The sequence below is a fragment of the Kangiella sp. genome (assembly GCF_048265365.1).
Classification (GTDB): Bacteria; Pseudomonadota; Gammaproteobacteria; order Enterobacterales; family Kangiellaceae; genus Kangiella.
The window spans coordinates 1,025,024-1,051,885 of the sequence record NZ_JBLXBT010000001.1; the positions used below are offsets into that span (position 1 = coordinate 1,025,024).

Here is a 26,862-nt window from a genome sequence, read left to right on the forward strand (position 1 = left end):
TGACATAAAATCTTTGATTAACCACCTAGCAAAAAGCGAGCTTGTCGCTCTATACCACTTCGTTGTTGCGCCTCGATATCAGGCACGCGGGTTAATTCAACTTCGCCGATTGATTCGATTTCAAGCTCAATATGCTGTTCACTGTCTATAAATGATTGATGTTTGATATCCGATTCAAGCCAGATTCCTGGCTCCATGACCTCAAAAAAGGTTTCATAGATATCACGGTCAAAATTCAGGTTATGAATTAATATTGCCGGCTCCAGCTTCAGTTGTCGCATGGCTCTTACCAGAACCTGTAGCTGTATTAATTGATTAGATTCCAGCTTTTGTGAATCTTTGCCGAGGATGAGCAAAGATTGCTTAAAGCTTAAAAAGTAAATATTGTTTTTTGGCAACCAGCGATTAAAGACAGTTAATAGTTGATGGGTGGTTCGTTCATTCAGGCGCTCCCAATTGGCTTTAATGACGTATTGGCTGCCATCTTCCTGCTGCTCTTTTTTGCCATTACTATGCTTGAATAGTTGGCGCAGTAATTGGTTTTGGCTGGGTAGTTCTTTGCCAGCCATGGCTGTGTTTTCTTTCGGCTTACGATTCTTCCACCACTGACGAATTTTTTTGAAAGAGATTGCGAATAAGAGTAACCCCCAGCTAATCCCGCTAATAATCCAGATCATGACTGGCTGGGCGACCACTTGAGAGATTAGAGAGGCTTGAGCGGTGGGGCTGAAATACACCGTTAAGTAGCCATTTTTCTTGTCTTGATAATAAATATCGGCGACCACAGAGCGTAAGTCATCGGGAAGTTCATCAGCTTCCAGTTTTGACATAAGGCTTCCATCGCGCTGATAAATGGAGACTTTGAAGATGCTATCATTTTCATACAGACCTTTAGCAACTGCCTCTAAAGAGTCTTTATCCTGAGTATGAATAAAGCTACCCAATTGACTAGATGATGCCGTGGTCAGCATTTCAGTATAGCTGTTGATATAATTCTGTTGCTGCTGATATTGTTGCTCGGTGAGCCACAATTGCAGAAGGCCGCTGGAAATAGCCAGAACGATAGCAGAAAAAATCAGTGCCTTTGTGTTAGGGCTTTTGAAGAATGTCGGTTTAATGCCAATATCTCTTATTCTATAAATTACAATGGGCTTTTCTTGAGGGTTAATATACCATAGTTTTTTCGTCTGAATAGAATCGTCTCTATCCCGATAACACAATTTGAAACCTGTTATGTCTGACTATTATTGTTACTTATTTAATCAAAAAGATCCTGAATACGCCCTTAATCGCTTATTGCATAATGACTTATTTAAATCCTTGGTGAAGGAAGAGCATGAGCAGTTAGCTATTGCTGTATATACAGTTTCAGGCAATGAAGGTGCTTTAAAGTCGGCTTTATATGAGCAAAGCATATTACATGAATTCGATTACTGCCTGTTACCTAAAAATCGGTCCTATGGGCCTTTTAAGTTGGCTGTATTTGACATGGACTCAACCTTAATTCCAATAGAAGTGATTGATGAGTTAGCGAAACAGGCTGGGGTTGGCGAGGAAGTGTCGGAAATTACGGAAGCGGCTATGCGTGGCGAGCTGGACTTTAATCAAAGTCTCGAGCAACGAGTACAGCAGCTCAAGGGTTTGTCGGTAGATGCTATAAAGACAGTAAAACGTCAGCTGGAATTTAATCCGGGTGTGGAGGCTTTTTGTCGGTATTTTATTCAGCAAAGTGGAAAGATTGCGATTGCCTCCGGAGGTTTCATGCCTTTTGCGGAAGAGCTGGCGCGTAGATTACCGTTTTCTCAGCTCAGAGCTAACCGACTGATTTATGCTGATGGGGCTCTGACTGGAGAGGTTGAGTACCCGATTGTTAATGCTGACGTGAAGACTAAGAGTTTGCTGGAGTGGGCATCAGTTGCAGGTTTGAAGGAGCAACAATGTATTGCCGTAGGCGACGGTGCTAATGATTTGAAGATGTTGCAACAGGCGGGAATTGGTGTTGCCTATAAAGCAAAGCCGACTTTAGGTAAGTCGGCTGATTGCGTATTAAATGTCGGCTATTTGGACAGTTTAGTGAATTTGCTGCCCTTAATTGAGCAGCGTCATCGCGTCTAACCTAACAGGTTTTAACTTCTAGAAATCGTTATCGGCAAAGTCATAGTTCAACTTGGACATTGGTTTCGAAATATAGTTGCCTGTAACAAAGTCGACGCCCAGTGGCCAAATCTGCGCTAACGATGAAGCTTCTTCAAGGTTCGTGATAATGGCTTTCGCTTCAACATTGTGAGCAGCCGTTATTAATGGTGCAATTTTGTCGGTACCTTGCTCTTTCAAGACTTCAATCATGCGTCCATCGAAAGCAACATAGTTAGGTCGAACCGATTGAATAAGCTCTAGCTCGTTGGCTTGCACTCCAGATAGACAGAATTGAATCCCATCTTTGTTAAAGACATCCTTAAGTTCTATAGCTTTTTTCAAGTAAGTGGCAGCAAAGTGACTTTTGAGCGTTAGAATCAGGCTCTTACTATCAATGCCTGCTTTAGCGATGCTTTGGCGAACCCAGCGACTGGCATCTTCTCTCAATAGCGTATTGGGATGTAAGGTTAGGAAAAGCTTGGTTGACTTGCCCTCCGCTTTGTCTTTGGCCAGCATTTTCAAGCTATGGGTAAAGGTGATTTTATCAATATCAGCATCAATACCAACTTTCTCGAAGATCGGGAATATGCCCTTACCGAGGCCCCATTTGCCGTCCTGCATCTTATAGCGGAAATAGCAGATATATTGCTGATCGGGACTTCCTTGTAGGCTCATCATCGGTTGGTAGAAGAGAGTCATGTGACCTTCATCTCTGGCCTGGACAAACTCATCATACAAGATCTTTTCTTCTTCGGTTAATAGACTATCAATTGAAGGGTTGAACAACTCATAGCCTTTACCGCCATTATCCTGAACTTTATGGCTGACCGCTGTTGCATGGAGAACCAGCTTATCGGGTTCAAGATCATTATCATGGCAGGTTACGCCACCAATGCTGAAGGTGATGTGTAGGGTTTGTTCGGATACTTCAAAAAGGTGTGAACCAATTTCAGACAGTAATTTTTTGGGTAGTTCACTAGGGGACATTCCTTTTGCAAATGAAATGATACCGAAGCTACTATCGCTGATCCGAGCCACAATAGCTTTATCGCTAACGTGTGACTTCATCCAGTCAGCAATATCTTTTAATAAATCATCACATGCCGCAATACCATATTCAGAGCGGTACTTTGAGAAGTTGTCTATCTCAACAAGGTAAAGTACGGTGTCGATTTTGGTGTCGCGAGCCTTACTCGCAATATTATCTAACCTGTCCATAAATGCTGGACGATTCAAAATACCTGTTACCTGGTCAATTTCGCTGACTTCTTTTAGCTTTTTAAGCAACTCAGTTTGGTCGCTGACTTCGCGAACAACTAATTGTACACAGTGCTCATCGTCATAGATTGCGGTTGATACAATAAAGTCAGCTTCAAAAGTCTCGCCATTTGCATTTTTGCCTTTGAGTACTTGGCTGACTTCTTCGCCGGTTTTTGCTTGGTCTTTTAGTAATGTTTTTATTTTGTCGGTATCGTCGGAGTCAATGAGATCCATGATGGTCATAACGATGATGTCATCTTCTTCATAACCAAAACGCTCGAGATAAGTTGGGTTGGTATAGATATGCATACCGTCATGGATATAGGCGATAGCATCTTTCGAGCTTTCTAACAGCAATTGGTTTCTTTTACTGGTCTCGGAAAGCATTTTGCTGGACTCTGTTACTTTAGCTTCAGCATTAACGAGTGTCTGCTCACGCTTTATGATGAGCGTCAGTAAATCTTTAGCACTACTTGGAATACAATCCTTTACACCTTTAGCAATGGAATCAAAACGCTGCTCTTCAGAGTAATTACTGCTAAGGAGAATGGCTGGTACTGAGTGCTTTTGACTTTTTAGAAGTGTTAAAGCTTGCTGAATTGGTAGGTTATCAAGCTCATCCAGAAATAAAGCTTGTTGCCATTGTTTCTCATCAATTGCAGCTTTGAGCTGCTCGCTGTTAGCTACAACTTGATGTCGTATAGGGAGCCCTTGATTTTTCAAATGGCTGGCGAGTTGTTCACTCTCATTAGCCGAACTTGAGAAAATCAGGGTATTGATTGGTGAATTAGTGCTCTGTTTTTTCATCAGAAATCGAGTTACCTTGAGGACCCTTTATGGTATCCGTTTTTATAAGAAAATGATTTAACTGCCCCACAAATTTAACATTAACTAAGGTTGATCCCCAAGTCCCTTTTCTTTATTGAATCAAGGCCTTTTGCGAAAGTGAAACTGAATAAAGTTATCCGTTTCGATTACTTTGCGAGTGAGCTCAACCTTATATTCTTCTTCGGGAGTCATAATAGCGACTGTTTGCCCAGAACGATAGCCTAATGGTGGCAAAATGATACTCGAGTCAACTCCTGCATTTGGCATTTCAGGAAGTAGCAGGCCATTATGATGATATGCGGGCTTTGCATAATCCCAATCCAGCGTCGCTCGAACTGGCATTGCTTCTGGTGAAATTAGTTCAACTCCGATCAAGAAGACATCATGACCTTGCCAGCGATTCCAGCGAATCAAGCCCAGGTTGTACATTTCTTGACCACTTTTAAGGTTTTTTACGGTAACCAGTTCGTTGGTTTCGGCATATTGCGAAGGGGCCTTTTCAAAAGCTACGCAAAATCCCGCTGGGCTGACATCTTTAACCACACCGCTGATCCATTGATACTTTACTCTGGTCTTAAGCTCTTTATAGGGATTGTTTTCTTTGTCCAGTTTTCTTTCATCGAAGGTTCTGGGTTTATAAATTGAAGCAAAAGCATCTTCGCTTTTGCGTTTATCCTGTATATCCATACCCCGAGGCTTGGATGTTTTCCAGACAAACCCGTGTTGACTCTCTTCCTGTTCAAGCTCCAATGATTCTACCTGGAAAGCGGGTTTTTCTTTGGATTTACCAAAAAAACGGTCATGCAGCTGTTGCCCACCGCGGTCTACCAGAAAGTGGTGTGAGCTGGCTAAGCCTACTGCAACCTGAGTGCTATCATTAGAATTGATACGGATAAAGTTTCGGGTTTTTACAGTATTCCAGCTTTCTAAAATTTGAGCCTTTAAGTCCTCTTCCAGCTTGATTTCGGCAGTTTTCTTAAAGCGGCCAAAAAGCCCGCCTTTCTTTTCCATCATGCTGTTTTCAAGCATGCCAACAGCTTGAGTTAAATCAATCCCATATTTCTTCTGTGATTCGTTTTCAATAGCATTTGCAGGTTGTGGCGGGATTTCGGTATCCGGCAAATAAGCAAACAAAGTGTCGTTATTAAGAGTGGGTAGTAGCTGGATGTGGTTAGTCAAAATTTGTAGGGCATTATAAACATCGCTCGCTTCACCATGCTTCATCTGGTAAGGATTGCAAATTGATAACACCAAATTGATGAGCAATTGTTTTTTGACGCTAACCAGTTCGGTCGAAGATTTTTTTAATTTATGCTCAAGAAAGTCATTAGCTGTCGCCAACTTAAAAATGATATTTTGCTGGCGCCATATCTTACTACCAACGGATTTATATAACTGATAGCGCTGAAGTTGGATTTCGCCAAGATAATGCAGGCTATTGGCACAAGCCGCTGGCAAAATCGTTTTACCGTATTTTTCGAGCAATTCAGACGCGTTGTTTAAATCCTCAATAACCGCGTTGAAGCCAAAAACCAGTTCTGAGGCGAGAGCATGCACTAGCTCAGAAGCTGACTGTAGTTTATGTGAGTATTTTAAAGGACTATGGACGTAAACTTCGGACAGTGAATCAATCAGTGTTTCACAAGTCGGGACAATCGTTTCAAGAATTTGCAGGCGATCTTTAGGGGATAGTGGCGATTGATTCAAATCGTACAGATAATGAAATACCTTGGAGGCTGTTTCCCCCATATCTGCAATTGGTAGCTGATCCAGCCACTGCTCAGCGGCTTTGACGCTGGAAGGTATATCAGCGACCATGATTTCATTTCTGACTCGAACTGTGAGCCCCAGTTGTCCTTGAGTTAAGGCCACTCCCTTTCTCCTTAGCCTATTACCGGCAATTTAGCTTTTATTATTGCATGAAGTGATGGTTTTATAGTAGCGAATAGGCACAGATAGCGCCAGTTTTATTTCTAACTAAGTTATTGATTATCTGAAGTTAATAAGCCCAAATCAATAGGGGATTTGCTGGCTTTTCCGGCCTCCTCTCGAACCAGTTTTGGCACCAGAAAACCTGCAAGGCTAGTATTGAGCTCTTGCATTATCTTTACAGCTTGCGCGTCGTCGACGGCAAAATGGTGGGCACCACTGACTTTATCAAGCTGATGTAGATAATAAGGCTGTATGTGATGAGCGAATAGCTTCTCACTAAGTTCGGTCAAGATCTCGCTATTGTCGTTAACTCCCTTTAAAAGAACGCTCTGATTCAGAAGATGGATGCCGCTTTGATGCAATCTTGCTGTCGCTTGAGCGAAAAGCTCATCAATTTCATTAGGGTGGTTAATGTGGAGCACGACGACAGATTGCAGGCGAGTCTGGGTCAAGGCATCAATGAAGCCTTTCGTCACGCGCTGCGGAATAACCAGCGGCAAGCGGGTGTGAATACGTAGGCGAATGACGGAAGGAATCTTTTCCAGTTGTTGGATAAAGTCGGTTAAATAGGGGTCATTAACTGCTAAGGGGTCGCCACCGCTCAGGATGACCTCATTGATTTTGGGGTGCGCCGCTAAATAGTCGAAAATAGCCTGCCAGCCCTCGCGACCCGTTTGGTGCTCTTGATAAGGGAATTCGCGGCGAAAGCAATAGCGACAGTTGATGGCACAGGCGGTCGACAACATGACCAGAACCCGTGAACGATATTTATGGAGCAACCCGGGTACTTCAGACTCTTGTTCTTTTAATGGATCGGAGACAAAACCGGCAACCTCCAGATTTTCATCGTTCACAGCCAAAACTTGCCGCAACAGCGGATCATGAGGATTACCTTTTTCCATCCGCTCAATAAAAGGTTCCGGTACCTTCTGCACAAATCGGTGCTCAGCCAAAATCGAGTAAGGAAGATCCTGGATAGAAAGATCCAGTCGTGACAATAGCTCAAAAGGCGAAGAAATTGCTTGTGAGAGCAACTTTTTCCACTCCCGCTCCTGCCAATATGAATCATTTCGCGGTAGAATCTGCAGGTTTTGAATCATAAACTCATTGATATCCAGAGGAACACATGGGAACAATTACCACCAACGACATACGTAATGGTACAAAATTAATGCTCGACGGCGAACCGTGCACGGTTGTCGACAACCAATTCGTCCGTCCCGGTAAAGGCCAAGCCTTCAGTAAAACCAAAGTATTATACTTACTAACAGGCCGCACCGTCGAAAAAACTTTTAAATCTGGCGAAAGCATCGAAACAGCAGACGTTATGGATACCGAAATGGAGTACCTCTACAATGATGGTGAGTTCTGGTATTTCATGGACGCTAACACCTTCGAGCAAGTATCAGCCGATAAGAATGCAGTAGGTGACAAAGCCGTTTACCTGATCGAGCAAGATAAATGCTCAATCACATTATGGAACGGTAACCCAATCGACGTAACACCACCCAATTTTGTAGTGCTCGAAGTAACCGACACCGACCCAGGTCTGCGCGGCGATACCTCCGGCGGCGGCTCAAAGCCAGCCACCATGCACACAGGCGCAGTTGTCAAAGTGCCTTTGTTTGTGAATATTGGCGACAAGTTAAAAGTCGATACCCGTACTGGCGATTACGTTTCACGCGCCTAGCTTGTTAAAATATCCTTATGCTTTGTTATCAGGCCTGCTCGGATGCAGCTACTTGCCAACTGCGCGTCCTCACAGACTAGATGCCGCGCCTAAGGATATTTTTCCGTCGCTAGGAAGAGACTAGTCTTTGCTATACTGCGTTACGCTGATTTTTAAAAAAGGTCGTTAAGTTGATCTAAACTCCCTCTATTTAAAAATCAGCAAGCCTTGTCTAGCAAGAATTTCCCTTCGCTAGGTGGGGATGGTGATAGTAAGGGGATTGCATTAGAAGATTGGTAGGGGCAGGCCAATGTGCCTGCCCTTATTTAATATGGAATAATCAATACTAATGTAAGTTTATAGGATGGGTTAGCTTGAAAAGCGTAACCCATCAATCAGTAAAGTTAACTTTCGACTCAAACCTATGACCCACTGGAAACCTTCAGCTTCACTACAAAACCTCAAAGCCCGCGCGAAGTTGTTATCAACAATCCGTGCCTTTTTTGACGAGCGAGAAGTGCTTGAAGTGGATACGCCTGCTTTGTCACATCATGGGGTGACGGATCGCTATATGCATTCGATGACCGCTGATATTGGCTGCTCTGCTGAAAAAGGCTTTCTCCAGACCTCTCCAGAATACGCCATGAAGCGTTTGCTGGCGGCTGGGTCTGGTTCAATTTATCAAATTTGTAAAGCGTTTCGGCAGGATGAGGTTGGAGCTAAACACAACCCGGAGTTCACCATGCTGGAATGGTATCGGTTGGGTTTTGATCTTTTTCAGTTGATGGATGATGTCTTTGGACTGGTTACTGAGGTACTAGGGCCAAAGCAACGACAGGATTTCACCTATCAACAGGTATTTATCGATTATCTTGGCATCGATCCCTTATCCATCAAAGATGATGAGCTTGAGCAGTTTGCTCGTTCTAATCTGGGGAGTCTTCCTGAGGATTTGGAGCGGGATGATTTTCTAAGTCTATTGTTTGAGGACAAGATTGAGCCACAACTTGGTAAGCGGGGCACAGTTTTATTTATTTATGATTATCCAGCCAACCAAGCCGCTTTAGCCCGTATTTCAGAGACAGATCCGCGAGTGGCTCATCGTTTTGAGTTATATATTGAAGGTGTCGAGTTGGCTAATGGCTTTTATGAGTTGGCCAATAGTGAGCAACAACTGGCACGCTTCAACGCCGATAATCAGTGGCGCAAGAGTAATAACTTGCCTGAAATAGCCATTGACCAGCGCTTTATTGCAGCGTTGGAGCATGGCTTGCCTGAGTGCTCTGGGGTTGCTTTAGGGCTCGATCGTTTATTGATGATCAAACTCAATACCAAGGATATTCAAGAGGTCATTGCTTTTCCCTGGGATCGAGCCTAGTTAGGCAACGGATTGTCTAAGCCGCTGAAGGCGCTTTAGCTATCGGTTGATTTCTATTACCTTCAATTCGTCTCGCTGTATTCATTTTGTCATAAGTCCGTTTATCGGCTAAACCGACAAACCGCCTTTTATCCTTTAAGCGAACCATAAACAACACCTGGTCTTCAGTTAAGTCATCCAGCATACGCTCAGTCCGTTCGCTGACCCCCAACATAGTGACCATTTCTTTATTGATTTTATTGAAGGATTCAAGCTGGTTGATGTTAACCGTTTCGCAGAGATAGTGGTTACTGTCTCCGGGAAGAGTAAAGTTACGAAATGAGAAATGACCATTGCCACTTGGAAAGTCGCCGGCGAGAATTGTGATCTTAGACATAAGAACTCCTTGTTTCCTAAATCTGGCTAACCTGCTCTCAACTTAATATGAGCTTGAGAAAAGCGTTAGCGGTTTCCTAAACATCCTGTATCTCCTTACCACCTGCTTTTTATAAGCGATAGTTATAAGGATTGTTTCTATTTGTACTTGAGAAAGGATTCTTCGTCAATAACTGTTTAAAAAATATACAAAAAATAAGGATTAAAAACAGTTTAATGATGAATTATCAAATGCTTAGCTCTCTCCAGTGCTCGATCAGAGTTCTTGAAATGGAGTATTTATTTGGCAGGATAAGCTGCTCACTGTTTACTAACTCATTGATTTGAGAACGAGTAAACCATGCGGCATGCTCTAGTTCATCATCTTTCAACTCAATCGAAGGGTCGGTCGCCTCAGCAGTAAATCCGGTCATTAATGACTGAGGGAAGGGCCAAGGTTGTGAACCAAAATACTGAATATTGGTGACCGTTAGTCCTGCTTCTTCGTTAGCTTCGCGTGCAACCGCTTGTTCCAGACTCTCTCCAGGTTCCACAAACCCTGCAATAACAGAGTAGAGTTTTTCAGGCCACTGAGCCTGGCGCCCCAGTAAAATTTTGTCCTGATAAGTGATAGCACAGATCACAGCCGCGTCGGTTCGCGGATAGTGCTCTTTGTCGCATTCTTGATTACTGCATTGGCGGACAAAACCAGCCAACTTGGAGTAGGTGGCATGGCCACAATAGCCACAATACTGGTGGGTGTTGTGCCAATGTTCAATACCTATCGCTACGTTAGCTAAAAATGCTTCAGATTCCGATAATAGCGGCAACAACTCTCGTAAGCCTTTCAGGGAGACAAAATTAAATTGCTGGATAAAATAGTCTGGTTTGGTAAGCCGGTAACTGAAGTAGTGCTTGATCTGGTCGGCCTCTTTAACCTGTCCTAGATAGATTAAATGCTTATCTTGTATATCCTCGACTGTACCGGATAGCTCCCTCCAGTTTAACCATAGGAGGCTGTCACCCTGAGTCAGCAATTGCTGACGGTGGACTGGCAGGATAATGCTGTCTGTCTGTTGCGCAAGGTCGCGAAGTTGAGCGGGATTGATTCTTAGTTCAGCTTGACGATCCAGCTGATTAAATTGCAGTGCAAACATGATGTTCTCTTAATCTGCTATTGGGTTATGGGCTAATTGGGCTATGGATACCACTGCATGACAACGTACAATGAGCTTATGGATACCGCAAGCCAAAGAATGATACCAAGTAGCATTGAACGAATCGGGATTGCCTTGATTGCAGCTTTATTCAAGCTGGTTCCCATCCAAAGCAGACTCAGTGCAAACAAGTTTTTTGAAGCCGGCTTGATGTAAGTGCCCACTTGCGCCATAAGCTCTGGTGACATGACAAAGCTACTAACCGAGCTGGCTAGCAAAAAGAACACGATAAACAATGGCAGACTGAATCTAATTTTGCCTGAATGTTGCGATAATGAGGCAATGATAGCCAGAGGAATGATCCATAAAGCACGCGAAAGCTTCGTGGTTGTAGCTATATCCAATGCTTCTTCACCATAGACTGCAGCCGCGCCGACCACGCTACTGGTATCGTGAATGCCCAGCGCCGCCCACAGGCCAAACTGGCTTTGTGTCAGTTCCAGCCAATGTCCAATCATCGGAAACACAAATAACGCTACCGCATTCAAAATAAAAACAATCGCCAGTGATATAACCATATTATGGCTACTGGCTTTTATCGATGAGCCCACTGCAGCAATCGCACTACCACCACAAATCGCAGTCCCTGAGCTGATCAGCCAACCCTGTTGATTGTCCAGTTTTAATAGTTTTGCCATCAACAAACCCACTATTAATGCTCCGGCAATAACGCTGACTGTTAATACAAAGCTGTCTTTGGCGGTTCCCCATAACTCCGTTAATGGGAGGCTGAAGCCTAGTAGCACAATAGCAAGTTTTAATAACAGACTGGCCCAGCTAGCGAGGGGTAAAGACTGCTGATCAGCAAAGAACCAGCCCCAGATTAGTCCTGCTGCCAGTGCGTAACTGGCAGGCAACAGGCTGAATACACAGGCAATGCTCAATACTAAAAGCACAATATTAGCTGGCGTAAATGGGAATATTTTGACTGCTTGCACGTTGATAATTAGATGAAAAACTTAAGGTTAGAGTTTACAGGCCTTTACTTTGAAGTTCATTAGCTTTCTTTAATATGGCGACTATCTCAAGACTTGGTACACACTTTGTTACAGCCTTTTTTATAAAAAAATTAAAAAAGTGTTTTACAGAGTTGGTGTTATATCTTAGTATAACACCATGTCAGCAGGACACTGAATGTGATATTTAATGCTCTGCTAGGTTAAGATGTTGATTTTGAATGGTTTTTGTTCAAAACAACAACAGGTAACTGCCAACAGGTAGCTAAATATGCAAATACATTGGGATGACACACAGCCAATTTACCTACAATTGCGCGACAGGGTCTTGAATATGATCCTTGATGGCAGTCTGCAGGAAGGCGATGCTTTGCCCTCGGTGCGGAACATTTCAGCGGAGTATCAGCTGAATCCGATTACTGTATCCAAGGCGTATCAATTATTGGTGGAAAGTGAATTAGCTGAAAAACGAAGGGGATTGGGCATGTTCGTGATTGAGGGTGCGAAAGAAAAATTATTAAAGCAGGAACGTGAGCAGTTTTTGACTGTGGAGTGGCCTGCGTTATTACAAAAGATTGAGCGTTTGCAGATTTCATTGGATGAGCTATTCAAGCGCACAAAGGACGAGGAGAGCGATCATGAGTAATATCCTTGAAGCTAAAGGACTCAATAAGAAATATGGCAGCTTCAAAGCATTGGATAACGTCAGCTTTGAACTAGCGCCAGGACGTATTTTGGGTTTAATTGGCCCAAATGGTGCGGGAAAAACAACATTACTAAAATCAGTGTTGGGTTTAACACCCTTCGAAGGCGAGCTTAATATTTTCGGCCTGGATCCACATAAGCAGCGCGATGAGTTGATGAAGCGCGTTTGCTTTATTGCAGATGTGGCCGTGTTACCTCGCTGGATTAAAGTAAGCCAGGCCATCGACTTTGTAGAGGGGGTACATCCTCGCTTTAGTCGTGAGCTGTGTGAGAAGTACTTGGAACAAACAAAAATAAAAATGAATAGCCGGGTTAAGTCCTTATCCAAAGGAATGGTGGTGCAATTGCACCTGGCCTTAATTATGGCGATTGATGCGGACTTGTTGATTCTGGATGAACCAACATTAGGACTGGATATCCTGTTCCGCAAATCATTTTACGAGCAACTGCTAAACGATTATTTCGACGATAATCGAACTATTATTATAACCACGCATCAGGTCGAAGAAATTGAGCATATTTTAAGTGATCTCATTTTTATCCAGGATGGAAAGATTGTGCTGGATGACTCGATGGACGCGATAGCAGACTCGTATTTTGAAGTTATGGTTGAGAAGGAGTTTGAGGAAGCTGCCTTAGCGATGAAGCCAATGAATGTCAGGGAAGTCTTTGGACAAAAGGTGTGTCTGTTCAACGGCATCGCTAAGGAGCAACTTCAAGAGTTAGGTAAGGTTCGCAAGCCAAGCGTAGCCGATCTGTTTGTTGCCAAGATGAAAGGAGAGGCCGCATGAAAACGTTTCTAACCTTATTAAAAAGAGAATACTGGGAAAACAAGACCAGTTTGCAGTGGGTACCTTTGATTATTGGTGGTATTGCAGTATTCGGTGTCTTCCTTGGGGTCTTTGTATTTAGCACAAGTAACGTGCAGATCAATGGTGTCGGCAGTCATGACTTGACCAGTTTATTTAAGCTGTATGACGTCAGCGTTGACACACGCGTTAAGGAAATTGGTGTACAGATGGGGATGTATAGCGGCATCTTTAGCTTCGGCTTTGTGCTGGCGATTGTTGGATTCTTCTACTGTTTGGGTGCTCTTTACGATGATCGTAAGGATCGTAGCATCCTGTTTTGGAAGTCAATGCCGATATCGGACACCATGACGGTTGTGTCGAAAGTGGTTACAGCCATGTTACTAGCGCCGCTGTTCTTCTGGATCATATTACAGGTAACGACTTTGGCAATTATGATGTTAGCGACTATTTTTGCCTGGGTATCAGATGCCAGCGCCTGGAGCAATATCTGGCAGCCATCGAACTTGTTTGTGATTTCTTTCTATCAATTACAGGCCTTTTATGTAGCAACGTTATGGGCTGCACCCATTATTGGCTACCTGTTGTTGGTATCAAGTTGGACAAAAAAAGTGCCATTCCTGGTGGCTACTGTGCCGGTAGTACTAGTGATTATCGCGGAAAGTATTGTCACTAACACCGCACACGTTGCAACTTATATTGGTGAGCGTTTTGTGATGATTTGGGCTGCTTATATTACTCCAGTAGCAAGTATTGCTGGCGACTTTAGTGATGTGATTGAAAGTGATGCTGCTGACTTCATCAAAGAGGACTGGATTCCTTTAAGCTTCGGTAAGCATCTTATGGATATGGATTTATGGTTAGGGATTGTTGTCGGTGCCGTATTTGTGGTCGGCGCGATTATGATTAGACGTTACCGAGACGAGGCGCTTTAAGCGCTCACCTCGGTTGCAATTAAAGGAGAAAGATTATGGTTTACAATAAACGAAGTACACAATGGTTAAGTCGAGTGTGTCTTTATATTGGAATTGGAGCACTATTGACGATTGTAGCCATTCAATGGAATCACTCAGTACCAGAGATTGAGGTGCTCAATTCTCTGGAGACAGTGAACAAGCTTCAGCTCAGTATTAAGAACTTTTTCAAGTAATAAGAAAGAGCTGTACAACAGCTCTTTCTTTGTCAATATTTAAGCAGCAACTGGAGTTTCTGCTTAAATATTGAACAAATGTCAGGCGGTCCATTCATTGAATCCTTACAAACTGATTGTTTTCTGGCCAAAATAACAGCTTCTTACCGTTAACCTGCTGCAAAAAATCTTGACAAATTAGCATGGTTATATTGCTTGCTTATAAGTGGAAATTATTGATAGTATGCCATTTATAAGTGGTATGACGTCTTACCGTCTTCCGTTTACTTTTGTTTATAGCGAACAGTAAATTCCTATCGATGGGGGAAGGAATTGTATGAAAAATACAGGGTTAAACCATAACAACTCTCCAATGACACGCTTATCCAAGATCGCAGCGGGTGTTGCCTTAGCTATATCAGCTGCAAGCAGTCAGGCGGTTAATTGGGATACAGAAAATTACGATGTTAACTTTGATACCACATTATCTGTGGGTGTTGGCGTCCGTGCTGAGGAACGAGATCGTAATCTAGTCGGTAAGGCGAACCTTTATGAACTAGAAAACGGTCAACCGATTTCAAATCTATATGGTTCAGGTACCGTGCCAGATGGTGCTTGGTCTAATAACGCCGATGACGGTAACTTGAACTTTGATAAAGGTGACTTTTTCTCGCAAGTAATTAAAGGCGTGCATGAACTAGATATTCGCCATAAAGATGGTGACCAAGGTTTGTTTGCTCGTGGCCTTTGGTACTATGACCGCATTTTGATGGATACTGAATTACCTTTCCGTAACCTAGACAGCTATGGCGGCGGCGATGGTAGAAACACTGCAAGAACCGAACAAGGTTACGATGCCCGCATGCTTGATATGTATGTTTGGAAAACCTTCGAATTTGACAATGGAAATGTCATGCAGGTTCGTTTAGGTGAGCAGGTTATCAGCTGGGGTGAGAGTACTTTTATTCAACACAGTTTATCCGAAGCCAACGCAGTTGACTTACGAGTGTTAAGAAACCCGGGAGCTGAGCTTAAAGAAGCTTTTATTCCAACCAGCATGATCTGGACTTCGATTGATTTAAGTGAGAGTTGGAATGTAGAAGCTATATATCAATTCGAATTTGAAGAAGTTAAATTTGATGAGCCAGGTACATTCTTTTCTACCCGTGACTTTTTGGGTCTAAAGGGTGAAGAGGTTCACTTAGGCTTTGCTCAATATTCTGAAGGCCAACCTGGCACGGTAGCATTAAGAGAAGAGACTCGCTTTGCTGATGACCAAGGCCAGTTCGGCGTAAAAGTAGGTTATTTCACGGAATATGGTACTGAGTTTGGTTTCTACTACATGAATTACCATAACCGTCGTCCAATCATTTCAGCTAATGCAGCAAACTCACAAGGTGTCGTAACCGGTTTCCTTGAGTATCCAGAAGATATTCAAATGTATGGTATGAGCTTCAACACTGCGACAGATAGTGGTCTTTCAGTTGCGGGTGAAATTTCTTACCGTGTCGATGAGCCGTTACAGGTGGATGATGTGGAGTTGCTATTTGCGACTCTTGAACCAATTGGCCAGATCCCTGTCGGAACTAGCCAGGTTGCAAATGGCGTTGGTTTAGGTGAAGAGATTTCAGGTTATCGCTTACTGGATACAGTTCAAGCACAGATGACCATTACTTCATTGTTGGGACCTGTTTTCGGATCGGACCAAACTGCATTCTTGATTGAAGTCGGTGCTAACCAAATTTTGGATATGCCAAGTCAAGATGAGTTACGTTTCGAGGCAGAGGGTACATTCCGTTCGGGTAATCCTGATCGAGCTGTTGATTATAACGGAAATGGCACTATTGAAGGGCTATTTGCACTGGATCCGACAGGTACTTCACCTTGCGGCTTTAATCACCCAGTCACCAATCAAAGAATCCGCACTGAATGTGAAGGTATGACCGAAAACGGTTTTGCTGATGAATTTTCATGGGGTTATCGCATGGCAATGCGCTGGGATTACAATAATGTCTTTAGTGGTTGGAACATGTCACCACGCATCGTATTCCAGCATGATGTTAATGGTAACACTCCAGCTCCAATTTCGAACTTCCTTGAAGGCCGTAAGTCGCTGTCAGCAGGTGTAAGTTTTAGTACCTTAAGTGCCTGGAAGTGGGATTTTGCTTATAACAGTTACTTTGGTGGCGGTTCAGCAAACTTGATTTCTGATAGAGATCATGTCTCGTTAGCTTTAAGTTATTCGTTTTAATTAAAGGGTTGTATAAGATATGGCTAAAATGATGAATAAATGGTTATTGGCAGGTGCAGTCGTTTCGGCTTTATGCTCAAGCGTTGCATCAGCTAAAGTTTCAGCAGATAAGGCTGCGCAATTAGGCGGAGATGTCTATACACCCATGGGTTCAATTCGTGCGGGGAATGAAGATGGTTCGATTCCTGCATGGACGGGTGGTATTACAGAAGATTTGATTCCTGAAGGCTATCAGGTAGGCGATCATCACCCCGACCCATTCGCAGACGATGAAAAGCTGTTCACAATTGATGCTTCAAATTATCAGCAGTACCAAGAGCATTTAACGGTTGGCCAGATAGCTTTATTAAAAGCATACCCTGATCGTTTCAAGATGCACATTTACCCAACTCGACGTAGCGCTTCGTATCCTCAGCATGTTTTGGATGCGGTTAAAGCCAATGCGACTCGTGCAGAGTTGATTCAGGAAGGTAATGGTATTAAAGGTGCCGCGGTTGGTATCCCATTCCCGTTTCCTGAAAATGGCTTACAGTTAATCTGGAACTCTATTACGCGCTATCGTGGTATTTCTGTTGAACGCGAAGTGGGTCAGGCTGCACCACTTCCTGATGGTAGTTATGTATTGGTTAAGCTCAGAGATGAACTTCACCACATTTATAACGAACCTGATATGACTCCAGAAAAGTTGGAAGAGGGTAACGTTCTATTCTTGTTCCGTCAGAATGTTACAGCTCCAGCCCGCTTAGCCGGTACTGCATTATTGGTTCACGAAACTATGGATCAGGTGAAAGAGCCGCGTAAGGCATGGACCTATAATACGGGTCAGCGTCGTGTACGTCGTGCACCTAACGTAGCTTATGATGCGCCAGGTACCGCTTCTGATGGTCTGCGTACAACCGATGACTTTGATATGTTCAACGGTGCTCCAGATCGCTATAACTGGACGATTACCGGCAAGAAGGAAATCTATATTCCCTATAACACTTATAAGTTGCATTCAGACGAGGTGACTTATGATGAGATTATCAAACCTGGTGTCATTAATTCTGACCTGGTTCGTTATGAAAAACACCGTGTGTGGGTTTTAGAGGCTAACTTGAAGGATGATACCCGTCATCAATACAAGAAACGTGTTTTCTATATTGATGAAGATAGCTGGCAGATTGCTGCCGAAGAAATGTATGACGAGCGTGGTGAATTGTGGCGTGTCGCTCAAGCATACTTGATTAATTACTATGATGTTCCAACATTATGGTCAACTCTTGAAGCTTATTACGATCTTCCATCAGGCCGTTATCTGGTGATTGGTTTAGATAACCAGGAGAATATGTATAACTTCAATGCTGAGTTTAGTGGTTCACACTTTACTCCTTCAGCGCTACGTCGCGCTGGTAGACGCTAGTTCGACAATCCAAGCGGCCGTTCCTTCGGCCGCTTTTTTTATTTTTACATGATTATAATAACCCGAGAATTCTGTTCTGTATGAAAGCTATCACTAAGTATGCATTTCCTTTGGTGTTTTTGGTCATCACAGCTTTTGCTTCTTCGTGCTTGGAAGCTAAACCTGCATTAATCGCCGATAAAGCAGCAAAGTCATTATTATTAGATATTGTAAAGCTATCATCCGGTCGCTTAGTGACCGTAGGAGAGCGTGGACACATCCTTCTATCAGATGACAGTGGGATTGAATGGCGACAAGTACCAGTGCCAACTCGTGAGCCATTAACGGCAGTCGATTTTTTTGATGACAAGCGTGGTATTGCGGTAGGTTTCAGTCAAACTGTTTTGCTAACCAACGATGGTGGTGAAAGTTGGCAGTTAAGCCATCAGGAAGAATCATTTGAACAGCCAGCATTATTTGATGTGCAATTTATTACCGAAGATTTAATTGTTGCGGTTGGTTCATATGGCTTATACCTCGAGTCATCGGACGCTGGTGAGTCTTGGGAGTCTCGTGAAATTGAAGGTCTAGCCGATTACTATGGTTATTTCAGTCATTTTTATTCGTTTAAGAAAATTACTGAAGATTATTGGGTTATTGCTGGCGAGAAATACATTGATGGAATCGACGATGATGGATTCGAAACAAGCTCTGCACTAGTTGCTGAAACCCGTGACGGTGGTGAGACCTGGCAAAAATTGGCCACTCCTTATGATGGCTCATTTTTTGGAATTCAGTTAGATGACGCTGGCAACCTTTATGTATATGGCCTTCGAGGCAATCTCTATATCTCAAAGGACCAAGGTCAATCATGGCAGGGGCAGTTTTTAAGTACTGCTTCCGGGTTCCACGACATGGCTATTATCGACACTAATCGTTGGGTGCTCGTTGGAACTGGCGGTGTTCTTGTTCATAAAACATTAACCTCGACCGATATTCAAAAGCGTCGTGATTTGAAGGGGCGTACTTCAGTTGTGGTTGTGGATGAGGACACTCTGATTGTCGTTGGTGAGGGTGGCGTTGAGCGCTTGAGCCTTTCTCAACAGTAACTGGCCATAGTATTCGTTAAAGGTTATATAGAATGACAAGAAATAAATTAGAAACATTAGTCTCGACAGTTTTTTTCTCTAAACGAGCGCTATGGATAAGCTTATTCGCAGTATTCACAGTGATCATGGTGTATTTTGCGACGCAATTACGAGTGGATGCCAGTTTCGAGAAAAACATCCCCTTAAAGCATGAGTACATGCAAACTTATCTTGAATATCAAGAGCAGTTCGGGGGAGCCAACCGTGTGCTGGTGGCGCTTGAAGATAAAAGTGGGGATATATTCAATGCCACTTTCTTCGAAGCTTTAAATGAAACTACCGGTCGTGTGGCTGGTATAGCTGGGGTTAATCAGCCTCAAGTTGAATCTCTATTTACACCCAATATTCGATACATTGAAGCGAGCGAGCAGGGGCTTGAAGGTGGACCTGTTATTCCTGCGCGTTTTGATGGTTCTGAGCGCGCCTTGAATCAGGTACGTGATAATATATTAAAAGCAGGGATTGTCGGTCGATTAGTTTCCAATGAGTTTGAGTCGGCCATGGTATCAGCTCAGTTACTGTCTGAATATAATCCAACCGGTGATGAGACCTCAGGTAACAATGGCGATCAGATGGTACAGACTGATTTCGTCCGTGTGGCTCATGATTTAGAGCAGATTCGTACTGATATTGAAGCAAAGTATCCTGATATTGAAGTCCATATAATTGGCTTCTCCAAAATGATTGGTGATGTCAGTGATGCAGCAGGCGGTGTGATTGTATTCTTCCTGATTGCTTTGGTGATTACCGCTTTGCTTGTTTACTGGTATTCCCGTTCCCTAAAATTAACTCTGTTGCCGATTCTGACATCGATCATTGCAGTGGTTTGGCAGTTGGGTCTCTTAACAGCTTTGGGCTACGGCATCGACCCTATGTCGATTCTGGTTCCATTTCTGATTTTTGCTATTGGTGTCAGCCATGGTGTGCAGATGATCAATGGTGTGCAACATAATGTTGCCCATGGCATGAAAACCTACAATGCCGCTATTGCAGCCTGTGCCACATTAATTGTTCCGGGTGGAATTGCTTTAATCAGTGATACGGTGGGTTTCTTGACCTTGCAATTGATCGAGATCGATATCATTCGTGAGTTGGCGGTAACTGCCAGTATTGGTGTTGCAGTGCTGATCCTGACTAACCTGCTACTACTACCTCTTCTATTGTCTTATACCCACTTCTCAGACAAGTTTGTTCAAGGTGTTCGAAAGCGTGAGCAAGCTCGCGAAAAATGGTGGAGAAAAATTGCTGGGTTTGCCCGTAAGCCAGTTTCTACCATTGTTATAGTGGTGGGGCTTTTGTTAGGTATTATCGGCTATTGGCAGTCACTTAACATGAAAGTTGGTGACCTGCAGGCTGGTGCACCTGCTTTAAAGCAGGATTCGACCTATAACCAGGACAATAAATACATCACTGATACCTACGCCATTGGTACCGATGTGATTTATGTCTTAGCTAAAACCAAGGTAGACGGTTGTACCTACTTCGACATCATGAATACGATTGATCAATTCCAGTGGGAAATGAACAATGTTAAGGGTGTTCAGTCCACTATCAGCTTGCCGCAGGTCGCTAAGGTGGTCAATGGTATGTTGAGCGAAGGTAACTTGAAGTGGAAAATCTTACCGAAAGACGAAGCTGTATTGGTACAGTCGATAAGCCGTGTTGAGACCGGTACAGGTTTACTAAACTCCAACTGTAGCATCATGCCCGTCATGATCTTCCTTGATGATCATAAGGCTGAGACCATTGAGCGACTGATTACTGAAGTAAAAGAGTTTCAAAAGCATATCTTTGAGCCAAAGAAAGAAGAAGTATTAAGCCAATTAGACTCTCTGCTTAACGAATTTGAAGGCACAAACAAATCAGTAGTTATCTCGGAAGTGAATGATTATCTGTATAGTTTATCTAGAGGCGGGGAGTTAGTATTACCTTCTGAGTCTACTGGTAATGGCTCGGCGAGCTCAACTCAAGACAGTTCTGGAGATACTGAATCTCCTGGTTCAGAAGTTGCTATGGATAAGTCATCTAACTATCCCCCAGTTTTAAGCGCTAAGACAGGTCTGGATGCTAATCAAGCTAATAAGTTTCTCGTTCACTTGAATGAGCAGATACTCGATGCGGGCATATTAGATCTTAACTTTTTATTAGCAACAGGCCCAGTCGGTGTGATGGCTGCGACCAACGAAGCCGTTTCAGAAGCACAAATCCCGATGATGATATGGGTTTATCTAGCGGTGACTTTATTATGTTTAATTAGTTTCCGTTCAGTGCGCGGCACCATCTGCGTGATTTTGCCATTGGTGGTGGTTTCCTTCCTGGCGCAAGCATTGATGTCATGGCTAAACATAGGTCTGACCGTTGCGACCTTACCTGTGATTGCACTTGGGGTCGGCATTGGTGTTGATTATGGTATCTATATATTCTCTAGAATGGTCGGCTTTATCCGCTCGGGAATGAGTGTTGCCGATGCCTATTTTGAAACCCTGAAACTAACTGGTAACGCAGTACTGTTTACAGGTCTTACCCTGGCTATTGGTGTTAGTACTTGGTTAATGTCTGATCTGCAGTTCCAGGCAGATATGGGTATAATGCTGACGTTCATGTTCTTAGTGAACATGTTAGGCGCAATTATCTTACTGCCTGCTTTAGCGGCTTTGTTATATCGTCGTTAATTAAAATAAAGTCAATACGCCAACAGGGCGTACCAGTTACAAATAATGGCATCTAAAGTGAAATTTAGGTGCCATTTTTGTTTCAAATGGCCTAGAATTGACTCAATTTATTTTTTGATTTTCTTCACCTATTTCAAGCGTATTTGGAAAGGATAATGGCCAGTTCAAACACTTCTCCAAAGCTGTTAAACGATGTTAAGCAGCTGATCGAAACAAAAGCACCAAAACGTCAATCTGATCTCGTAAAACAATTTGCCGACATTATTTATAATAGTGTCTCGGAAGATGAGTTCAATGAGCGTACTCCTGAGCAAATTTTTAATTCAATATTCAGTCTGTGGCAGTTTATTCAGGATTTTGATGGGACATGCAAATTGCGTGTGTATAACCCAACCTCTGATGAGAATAAGTGGAAAACTAAGCATACTATCATTGAGCTCAATCATGCCGATATGCCATTCCTGGTTGACTCCATTCGAATGGAGTTGAATCGACACGGAATTGATGTTCACTTGCATATCCATGTTCCGATAGAAGTGCAACGTGATAAAAGTGGCAAAGTAAAATCGCTCAATCTGTGTGTTGATAGTGAGTGTGTCGATAGCTCTCATATTGAAACTCCGATGTATCTCGAAATTGATAAGCAGCTTGATGATGAAAGCATTAAGCAGGTCGAAGCTGACTTATTAAGAATTTTAGCCGACGTTAGAGCTACAGTTCGTGATTGGCAACCCATGCGAGATAGGCTGGCAAGTATTATTAATGAGTTGGAAACAACACCGCCCCCCCTACGTAAAGACAGAATTGATGAAGCACTAGATTTCTTACGCTGGATGAAAGCCAATCATTTCGTTTTAATGGGCTCACGTACTTATGACTTGAAGAAAACTAAAGATGACTTGGTTTTAAAGTCAATAAAAGGTAGCGGACTTGGTACTTTGTCCGATGAGACTAAGCATCTTGAATATCGCTTGTCACAGTCACCCAAGGGTGCTCAGAAACTGGCATTATCCAATGAGCATATTTTAGTTCTGACTAAAACTAGCACCGTATCATCCGTTCATCGACCAAGCCACATTGATTATATTGGAATTAAGCGCTTCAACAATAAAGGTGAAGTGATTGGTGAGTACCGATTCTTTGGCCTATTCACCTCTGCTGCCTACAATATGGATCCGCAGTTTATTCCTGTTCTGCGTAAGAAGATTCACAATGTCTTGGCTGAATCGGAATTGAAAGAAGGTGGTCATGATTACAAAGCGCTGAAAAATATTCTGGAAACTTATCCTAGAGATGAGTTATTCCAGATCCCAACATTGAAGCTATTAAATGTTGCGATGGGTATTCTGCATATTCAGGAGCGTCGTCAGGTCAGAGCCTTCGTGCGCCGGGATCCTTTTGGGCGATACTTCTCAGTTTTGTGTTTCGTACCAAGAGATACCTACAACACTAAAGTTCGTCTTCGCATGACAGAAATTCTGTCTGATGCATTTGGCAGTAAAGGCGAGATTGAATTTAATACACACTTCTCAGAGTCAAATCTGGTGCGTACCCACTTCCGCGTTCCGGTTGAAAATGCTGAAGCAATTGAGTACGACTTGCAGAAGCTTCAAGCAGACTTACAAGAAGCCGCCTTGAGTTGGGAAGATGTGTTGATGGACACTATTGAGCATCATTATGAGCCATCAGAAGCCATCAAATTGCATAAGAAGTATGGTAATGCTTTCTCACCGGGCTATCAAAATCAGCAAAGCGTTTTGTCGGCGATAGCAGACATTAAGCATATTGAGCGTCTAAGCGAAGACAGACCATTTGATATGTTGCTCTACAAGAAGCAGATCGAAGGCGGTTTATTACGTTTTAAATTATTCAATCGCGAGCAACCGATTCCATTATCCGAAGTATTACCACTTTTGGAGAATATGGGCCTTACGGTCATCGATGAAACGCCTTACAAGATTTCATCAGAAGCGCTTGGCACCATCTGGATCATGGACTTTAGTGTCCGTCATCACCAGGAAATTGATGTCGAAGCCATTCGCGATAATTTCCAGACAGCCTTTGCCAAAGCTTGGACTAATCAGGCTGAGAAAGATGGCTTTAACCGCCTGATAATTGCCACTGGACTGAATTGGCGCCAGGTTGCCATGTTGCGGGCTTATGCTAAATACATGTGGCAAATAGGTTTTACTTTCAGCCAAACTTACATTGAACAAACCTTGTCGCAATATTCGAATATCGCTCATGGTCTTGTTGAATTATTTGAGCTTCGCTTTAATCCTGAGCAAGAATTTAATGAACGCAAATACAGCGCTCATAAACGTGAATTGCGCAAGATATTTGAGCAGGTTAGCAATCTGGATCAGGATAAGATTGTTAATAAATATCTCGAAGTGATTGATGCAACTTTGCGTACTAACTTCTATCAGAAAACAGCGGACGATAAAGATAAGAGCTATATTTCCTTCAAATTAAACCCCTCTATTATTACTGGTATTCCAAAGCCGGTACCGATGTTTGAAATCTTTGTGTACTCACCGCGTGTTGAAGGTGTCCACCTGCGTGGTGGTAAAGTGGCTCGTGGTGGTTTGCGTTGGTCAGATCGTCGAGAAGATTTCCGTACCGAAGTATTAGGCTTGGTCAAAGCTCAGCAAGTAAAAAATTCTGTGATTGTTCCTGTGGGCGCTAAGGGTGGCTTTGTTTGTAAACAGTTGCCTACAACCGGTGGCCGTGATGCCTTCTTTGCAGAAGGTGTAGAGTGTTATAAAACCTTTATTCGTGCTTTGCTGGATATTACTGATAACTATGTATCTGACAAGCTGGTTCACCCGAAGGATGTTGTGATTCATGATGAGCCGGATCCTTATCTGGTTGTAGCAGCTGATAAAGGGACTGCTACCTTCTCTGATATTGCTAATGGTATTTCGCTTGAGTATGGCCACTGGCTAGGCGATGCATTTGCTTCAGGCGGCAGTAATGGTTATGACCATAAGGCTATGGGCATTACCGCGAAAGGTGCATGGGAATCAGTAAAACGTAATTTCCGTGAAATGGGTATTGATTGCCAGAGCGAAGACTTTACCGTAGTCGGCTGTGGTGATATGTCGGGCGATGTGTTCGGTAATGGCATGTTGCTATCTAAGCATATTCGCTTGCAGGTTGCCTTTAACCATATGCATATTTTCGTTGACCCGAATCCAGATGCAGCTGCATCGTATAAAGAGCGCGAGCGTTTGTTTAATTTGCCTCGTTCGGGTTGGAATGACTATAACTCATCCTTGATTTCTAAGGGTGGTGGCGTTTTTGAGCGCAGCGCCAAGTCAATCAGTTTAACCCCAGAAATGAAAGAAATGCTGGGTATTAAAGCTAAGGCTTTGTCACCGAATGAATTTATCCATGCTGCATTAAAGATGAAGGTGGATTTATTCTGGAATGGTGGTATTGGAACCTACTTGAAGTCTTCAAAAGAAACTCATGCCGATGTTGGTGATAGAGCCAATGATAATGTGCGTGTTAATGGTTCTGAAATGAAGGCGCGTGTGATAGGTGAGGGCGGTAACTTAGGCTGCACACAGCTGGGCCGAATTGAGTATATGCTTAATGGTGGTCGTGCGAACACTGACTTTATTGATAATGCGGGTGGTGTGAACTGTTCGGATAATGAAGTCAATATTAAGATTCTGCTTAATGGTGTTATGGTTGAGCACAACATGACCGAAAAGCAACGCAATACGTTATTGGCAAAGATGACCGATGAAGTGTCGCAGATTGTGATTGAAGATAATTATCGTCAGATTCAGTCGATCAGTATTACAGAGTCTCGCGCACCAAGCATGGTTAAAGAGCATATGCGTTTTGTTCATGCTCTTGAAAAGGATGTTCAACTTGATCGCGAACTGGAGTATTTGCCGAGTGATGAGGAGATGCTTGAGCGTGAGTCAAAAGGACAGGGTCTGACAAGAGCCGAGTTGTCGGTTCTGCTTGCTTACGGCAAAATGCAACTTAAAGACTCGTTGCGAATTCCAGAGGTTAGCGAAGAAAAATATTTCGAGCGCTATTTAATAGAGTATTTCCCTAAACCTTTGCGTGCAAAATACGCTGATGTTATGGCTAAGCATCCTCTGCGTGATGAGATCATTGCCATGAGTGTGGCCAATGAAATGGTCAACCTGATGGGTACCAACTTTGCTTTCCGTGTCATTGATGAAGTGGGCGCGAATATTGGGGAAGTCGCTCAATGCTATGCGATGGCCAAAGAAACGTTCGATATGCAAGGACTTTGGAGCAGCATTGAAGCGCTAGATAACAAGGTTCCGGCCAATGTGCAGATCCAGATGATGTTTCAGGCGCGTCGGATCGTCCGCCGAGCAACACGCTGGTTCGTGCGTAACCGCCGTAAAGATCAGTCAATTGCTGAAGTAGTAGAATACTTCCGTGATGGCGTTGTTGAGTTACAGCGTAATGTCCATAAGACATTGGAATCTAAAGAGGCTCAAGGTATTGAAAGAGAAGCGCAGCAACTTATCGCTCAAGGAGTGCCTGAGAAGCTAGCGCGTAAGGTTTCATTATTGAGCACTATGTTCTCAGCAATGGATATTATTGAATTGGCAAAACAGTATGATTTACCGATTCTTTTAGTGGCTGAAGTTTACTACAAGCTGGGTGCGGAAATTAATTTGCACTGGTTCTTAACGCAAATCATTGCACAACCTGTATTAAACCATTGGCAGGCGTTTGCTCGTTCGGCCTTCCGTGAAGAGCTTGATTATCAGCAACGGAACCTGATTGAAGCGGTCTTGCCTCTGACTAACAAGTATAAAACTGCTGATACCAGAATTAAGCACTTTCTGGCTGAGCATGATGATTTGCTGTCTCGTTGGCAAGAAATGGTGACTGATTTCAGACAGAGCAGCACGCATGAGTTCTCCAAGTTTTCGGTGGCTCTACGCGAACTACAAATTCTGGTGCAACGCAGTCATAGATTGATTAAATAACCTTTTTAATACCCAGCTGAAGCTGGGTATTTTTTTACCTGAA

General features: G+C 43.2%; 19 protein-coding genes. 12 read left to right on the forward strand and 7 right to left on the reverse strand.

Features of this window, described 5'->3' with window-relative positions:
• Positions 1-17: 17 nt before the first annotated feature.
• Positions 18-1,220 carry a hypothetical protein gene (locus ACN0VI_RS04780; protein WP_417445954.1) on the reverse strand — a complete coding sequence of 401 codons (1,203 nt, stop codon included), beginning with the start codon at positions 1,218-1,220 and terminating at the stop codon, positions 18-20.
• Between the two features lie 13 nt (positions 1,221-1,233).
• On the opposite strand from ACN0VI_RS04780, the gene serB reads away from it, so the two are divergent.
• Positions 1,234-2,115 (forward strand): phosphoserine phosphatase SerB, encoded by an 882-nt coding sequence (serB, locus tag ACN0VI_RS04785; RefSeq protein ID WP_417445955.1) that lies wholly within the window; start codon positions 1,234-1,236, stop codon positions 2,113-2,115.
• An 18-nt stretch (positions 2,116-2,133) separates the two neighbouring features.
• On the opposite strand, the gene ACN0VI_RS04790 is transcribed toward serB, so the two are convergent.
• The 3 genes from ACN0VI_RS04790 to epmB form a co-directional block, all read right to left on the reverse strand.
• Entirely contained in the window at positions 2,134-4,203 is a 2,070-nt protein-coding gene (locus tag ACN0VI_RS04790) for an EAL domain-containing protein (protein WP_331891430.1), read from the reverse strand.
• A 120-nt stretch (positions 4,204-4,323) separates the two neighbouring features.
• Positions 4,324-6,096, reverse strand: coding sequence for a hypothetical protein (locus ACN0VI_RS04795; RefSeq protein ID WP_417445956.1), 1,773 nt, complete (start codon positions 6,094-6,096; stop codon positions 4,324-4,326).
• A gap of 110 nt (positions 6,097-6,206) precedes the next feature.
• Positions 6,207-7,256 (reverse strand): EF-P beta-lysylation protein EpmB, encoded by a 1,050-nt coding sequence (epmB, locus tag ACN0VI_RS04800; protein ID WP_417445957.1) that lies wholly within the window; start codon positions 7,254-7,256, stop codon positions 6,207-6,209.
• Between the two features lie 26 nt (positions 7,257-7,282).
• On the opposite strand from epmB, the gene efp reads away from it, so the two are divergent.
• Positions 7,283-7,846 (forward strand): elongation factor P, encoded by a 564-nt coding sequence (efp, locus tag ACN0VI_RS04805; protein ID WP_331891427.1) that lies wholly within the window; start codon positions 7,283-7,285, stop codon positions 7,844-7,846.
• Positions 7,847-8,249: 403 nt separating this feature from the next.
• Positions 8,250-9,203 (forward strand): EF-P lysine aminoacylase EpmA, encoded by a 954-nt coding sequence (epmA, locus tag ACN0VI_RS04810; RefSeq protein ID WP_417445958.1) that lies wholly within the window; start codon positions 8,250-8,252, stop codon positions 9,201-9,203.
• A gap of 16 nt (positions 9,204-9,219) precedes the next feature.
• On the opposite strand, the gene ACN0VI_RS04815 is transcribed toward epmA, so the two are convergent.
• The 3 genes from ACN0VI_RS04815 to ACN0VI_RS04825 form a co-directional block, all read right to left on the reverse strand.
• Positions 9,220-9,579, reverse strand: coding sequence for a hypothetical protein (locus ACN0VI_RS04815; protein WP_331891425.1), 360 nt, complete (start codon positions 9,577-9,579; stop codon positions 9,220-9,222).
• A gap of 226 nt (positions 9,580-9,805) precedes the next feature.
• Positions 9,806-10,714, reverse strand: coding sequence for an NAD(+) diphosphatase (gene nudC, locus ACN0VI_RS04820; protein ID WP_417445959.1), 909 nt, complete (start codon positions 10,712-10,714; stop codon positions 9,806-9,808).
• Positions 10,715-10,755: 41 nt separating this feature from the next.
• Positions 10,756-11,670, reverse strand: a complete 915-nt coding sequence (locus tag ACN0VI_RS04825) for a YeiH family protein (RefSeq protein ID WP_417445960.1) — start codon at positions 11,668-11,670, stop codon at positions 10,756-10,758.
• A 331-nt stretch (positions 11,671-12,001) separates the two neighbouring features.
• Between ACN0VI_RS04825 and ACN0VI_RS04830 the strand changes: the two genes are divergently transcribed.
• From ACN0VI_RS04830 to ACN0VI_RS04870, 9 genes are all read left to right on the forward strand, one after another.
• Complete coding sequence (locus ACN0VI_RS04830; protein WP_331891422.1) at positions 12,002-12,376, forward strand: GntR family transcriptional regulator; 375 nt, start codon at positions 12,002-12,004, stop codon at positions 12,374-12,376.
• Entirely contained in the window at positions 12,369-13,226 is an 858-nt protein-coding gene (locus tag ACN0VI_RS04835; RefSeq protein ID WP_417445961.1) for an ABC transporter ATP-binding protein, read from the forward strand. Before ACN0VI_RS04830 ends, ACN0VI_RS04835 begins: the two co-directional genes overlap by 8 nt.
• On the forward strand, positions 13,223-14,179 hold the full coding sequence (locus ACN0VI_RS04840) for a hypothetical protein (RefSeq protein ID WP_417445962.1): 957 nt from the start codon (positions 13,223-13,225) through the stop codon (positions 14,177-14,179). Before ACN0VI_RS04835 ends, ACN0VI_RS04840 begins: the two co-directional genes overlap by 4 nt.
• Positions 14,180-14,214: 35 nt before the next feature.
• Positions 14,215-14,394, forward strand: a complete 180-nt coding sequence (locus ACN0VI_RS04845) for a hypothetical protein (RefSeq protein ID WP_331891417.1) — start codon at positions 14,215-14,217, stop codon at positions 14,392-14,394.
• A 316-nt stretch (positions 14,395-14,710) separates the two neighbouring features.
• Entirely contained in the window at positions 14,711-16,624 is a 1,914-nt protein-coding gene (locus tag ACN0VI_RS04850; protein ID WP_417445963.1) for a DUF1302 domain-containing protein, read from the forward strand.
• Between the two features lie 19 nt (positions 16,625-16,643).
• Complete coding sequence (locus tag ACN0VI_RS04855) at positions 16,644-18,026, forward strand: DUF1329 domain-containing protein (protein ID WP_417445964.1); 1,383 nt, start codon at positions 16,644-16,646, stop codon at positions 18,024-18,026.
• Between the two features lie 80 nt (positions 18,027-18,106).
• A complete protein-coding gene (locus ACN0VI_RS04860) occupies positions 18,107-19,114 on the forward strand; it encodes a YCF48-related protein (protein WP_331891412.1) in 1,008 nt (335 codons plus the stop codon).
• 32 nt (positions 19,115-19,146) lie between these two features.
• Positions 19,147-21,825, forward strand: coding sequence for an efflux RND transporter permease subunit (locus tag ACN0VI_RS04865; RefSeq protein ID WP_417445965.1), 2,679 nt, complete (start codon positions 19,147-19,149; stop codon positions 21,823-21,825).
• 155 nt (positions 21,826-21,980) lie between these two features.
• Positions 21,981-26,819: an NAD-glutamate dehydrogenase gene (locus tag ACN0VI_RS04870; protein WP_417445966.1), complete on the forward strand. Its 4,839-nt coding sequence runs from the start codon at positions 21,981-21,983 to the stop codon at positions 26,817-26,819.
• The last annotated feature ends 43 nt before the right edge of the window (positions 26,820-26,862 follow it).